Here is a 2,826-nt window from a genome sequence, read left to right as displayed (position 1 = left end):
GGCCGCAGGAGTGCTGGTGGCTGCGGTGATCGATGGAATGCTCATGAAGATAACTATACCGTCTGGACGGTATAGTTAAGAAATGCGCGGGCGGACAGGCATGATGGGAGGCATGCCCAGGAAACCCGTCGCCCGCGAGGCCGTGCTCGATGCCTTCGAATCCCTGCTCATCGAAGTCGGTGAACGCGCCGCGACGCTGGACGCCGTCGCGCGCCGGGCCGGCGTCTCCAAGGGCGGCCTGCTCTACCATTTCCCGACTAAAGAGGCGATGATCGCGGTCCTGCTGGAACGGCTGGACCGGCTTCTGGCTGAGGATGTTGCGGCCATGGCGGCAGCCCCGGAAGGGGCGGCGGCGTACTTCATCAAGTCCTCGGTGTGGGCCGACACGCCCATGGACCGGGTCTTCGTGGCCGCCACGCGGCTCGCCGAGGTGGCGCACGGGGAAACCCTCCGCCGCTTCGCCGCCGGCCAGGCGAGCTGGCTGGAACTGCTGGCGGCCGACGTCGGGCCCGCCATGGCGAAGGCCGTCCTGTGCATGGGGGACGGGCTGTACTTCAATGCCATGCTCGCGCGGGGTCCCGGCGGGCCGCCGCCGGAAGTCGAGGCGGACGTCCAGAGCCTCCTGGCCGCCGTCGAGCGCCTGCGCGGCTGAAGCCCACCCCCCACCCCCGGCCGACCCCCTACGCCCGCCGACCCCCTACTCCTCGCCGACTTCGCCGGAAGCGTTCGAGTACGCCGGAAAGTTGCGGCGACTCCGGGCGTTTCCGGCGAATTCGCGCCGCCGGATTCGCCGCCGGGTGGCTCGTGGCCCGTAACGTGGGTCCGCCGCCGGGAAGGAGTTTGCGGACGCGCGCCCGGCATAGGACAATGAGAGCTGTGACTGTTGTCACCCTCGATTGAACACCCAATTAAATACGCCTTTGATCTGCGGCGGGAGAGTCCTGCAAGTAGGTACAAGCAGGCGCCGTAGGAGCAAACCCTCCCCAGGAATCTCTCAGGCCCATGTACCGCCGCGGCAAGGCATCTCTGGAAAGTAGCAGGCGTGTCCCGGACATGCTGTGCTCACCGACGGTGCAAGCGGAGCCCTGAAACGCAGGCTGCGCGGAAACTCTCAGGTCCAATACAGAGCGGGGAGGAACCCGAATCAATGTGGCGTACCCTGCGCCGCCTGAGTTATGGAGTTCCTTGTGACTGTTACCCCAGCCTCCACGTCCTTCGTTGACCGGCATATCGGCGCGCGCCGCCAGGCCGACGTCGACGCCATGCTGAAGGCTGTCGGCTACGACACCGTCGACGCCCTGGTGGACACCGCCGTTCCGAAGGACATCCGCCAGGACGCCGACCTGGCGCTCGCCGCGGCCCTGAGCGAAGTCGAAGTCCTCGCCGAGCTGCGCAAACTGGCGTCGAAGAACAAGACCGCCGTGCAGATGATCGGGCAGGGCTACTACGACACGCTCACCCCGCCGGTGATCCGCCGCAACGTCCTCGAAGCCCCGGCCTGGTACACCGCGTACACGCCGTACCAGCCCGAGATCTCACAGGGCCGGCTTGAGGCGCTGCTGAACTTCCAGACTATGGTCCAGGACCTCGTCGGCCTGCCGATCGCCAACGCCTCCCTGCTGGATGAAGCCACCGCCGTGGCCGAGGCCGTGCTGATGATGCGCCGGGCCAACAAGAATAAGACCGCCCACGACGGCAAGACAGTCCTCGACGCCGACTGCCTGCCGCAGACCATCGCGATCGTCAAGGGCCGCGCCGAGGCCCTCGGCTTCGAGGTCGAGGTCGCCGACCTCTCCAAGGGCCTGCCCGACGGCGTCATCAACGGCGTCGTCCTGCAGCAGCCGGGCGTCTCCGGCCGCGTGTTCGACCACACCGCCGTGATCGCCGATGCCAAGGAACGCGGCGCCCTCGTCACCGTCGCGGCAGACCTCCTCTCCCTGACCCTGATCACGTCCCCGGGCGAGCAGGGCGCTGACATCGCCGTCGGCTCCGCCCAGCGCTTCGGCGTGCCGCTGTTCTTCGGCGGCCCGCACGCCGCCTACATGGCCGTTCAGAAGGGGCTCGAGCGCTCCATGCCCGGCCGCCTCGTTGGTGTCTCCAAGGACAACGCCGGCGTCCCCGCCTACCGCCTGGCCCTGCAGACCCGCGAGCAGCACATCCGCCGCGAGAAGGCCACCTCCAACATCTGCACCGCCCAGGCCCTGCTGGCCATCGTGGCTTCCTTCTACGCCGTCTACCACGGCCCGGACGGGCTGAAGGCAATCGCCCAGTCGGTCCACGTCCACGCTAAGACCATCGCCGCCTCCCTGAAGGCCGCCGGCCTGGACGTGCTGCACACCTCCTTCTTCGATACCATCACCGTCTCCGTGCCGGGCCGGGCAGCTGAGATCATCGCGGCAGCCGACGCCAAGGGCGTCAACCTGCGCGCCATCGACGCCGACACCGTCGGCATCTCCGCCGACGAGGCCACGACGGTGGCAGTCGTCGCCGACGTCATCGCCGCGTTCGGCGCGTCCGTGACTGCCGCGGCTGCAGGCACGGACACTGCGTTTGGCCTGGACCCCGCCGTCGAGCGCACCTCCGACTTCCTGCAGCACCCGGTGTTCAACACGCACCGTTCCGAGACCCAGTTGCTGCGCTATATCCGCCGCCTCTCGGACCGCGACCTGGCCCTGGACCGGACCATGATCCCGCTGGGGTCGTGCACCATGAAGCTGAACGCCACGGCCGAGATGGAGGCCATCTCCTGGCCGGAGTTCGCTTCCATCCACCCCTTCGCCCCGGAATCCCAGACCGCCGGCTGGCGTGAACTGATCGAGGACCTCG

The 2,826-nt window shown here is 68.0% G+C and carries 2 protein-coding genes and 2 riboswitches; both genes read left to right on the top strand.

All coding sequences use genetic code 11. The features are described from left to right. Positions 1-112 precede the first annotated feature (112 nt). On the top strand, positions 113-652 hold the full coding sequence (locus AC1D1S_RS20455; protein WP_243182231.1) for a TetR/AcrR family transcriptional regulator: 540 nt from the start codon (positions 113-115) through the stop codon (positions 650-652). A gap of 269 nt (positions 653-921) precedes the next feature. Continuing rightward, a riboswitch (glycine riboswitch) is annotated at positions 922-1,020 on the top strand. 1 nt (position 1,021) lies between these two features. Beyond that, a riboswitch (glycine riboswitch) is annotated at positions 1,022-1,136 on the top strand. Between the two features lie 39 nt (positions 1,137-1,175). Further along, a partial coding sequence (locus AC1D1S_RS20450) for an aminomethyl-transferring glycine dehydrogenase (protein ID WP_476995366.1) occupies positions 1,176-2,826 on the top strand: 1,651 nt, incomplete at its 3' end.

The sequence above is a fragment of the Arthrobacter sp. P1_A5 genome (assembly GCF_056406825.1).
The sequence above is the reverse complement of the archived record's forward strand: the minus strand, read 5'-3'. Positions and strand labels throughout refer to the sequence as shown.

Excerpts from the sequence above, each read along its gene's own strand:
- AC1D1S_RS20455 (WP_243182231.1), top strand. The coding sequence starts at position 113 with ATGCCCAGGAAACCCGTCGCCCGCGAGGCCGTGCTCGATGCCTTCGAA.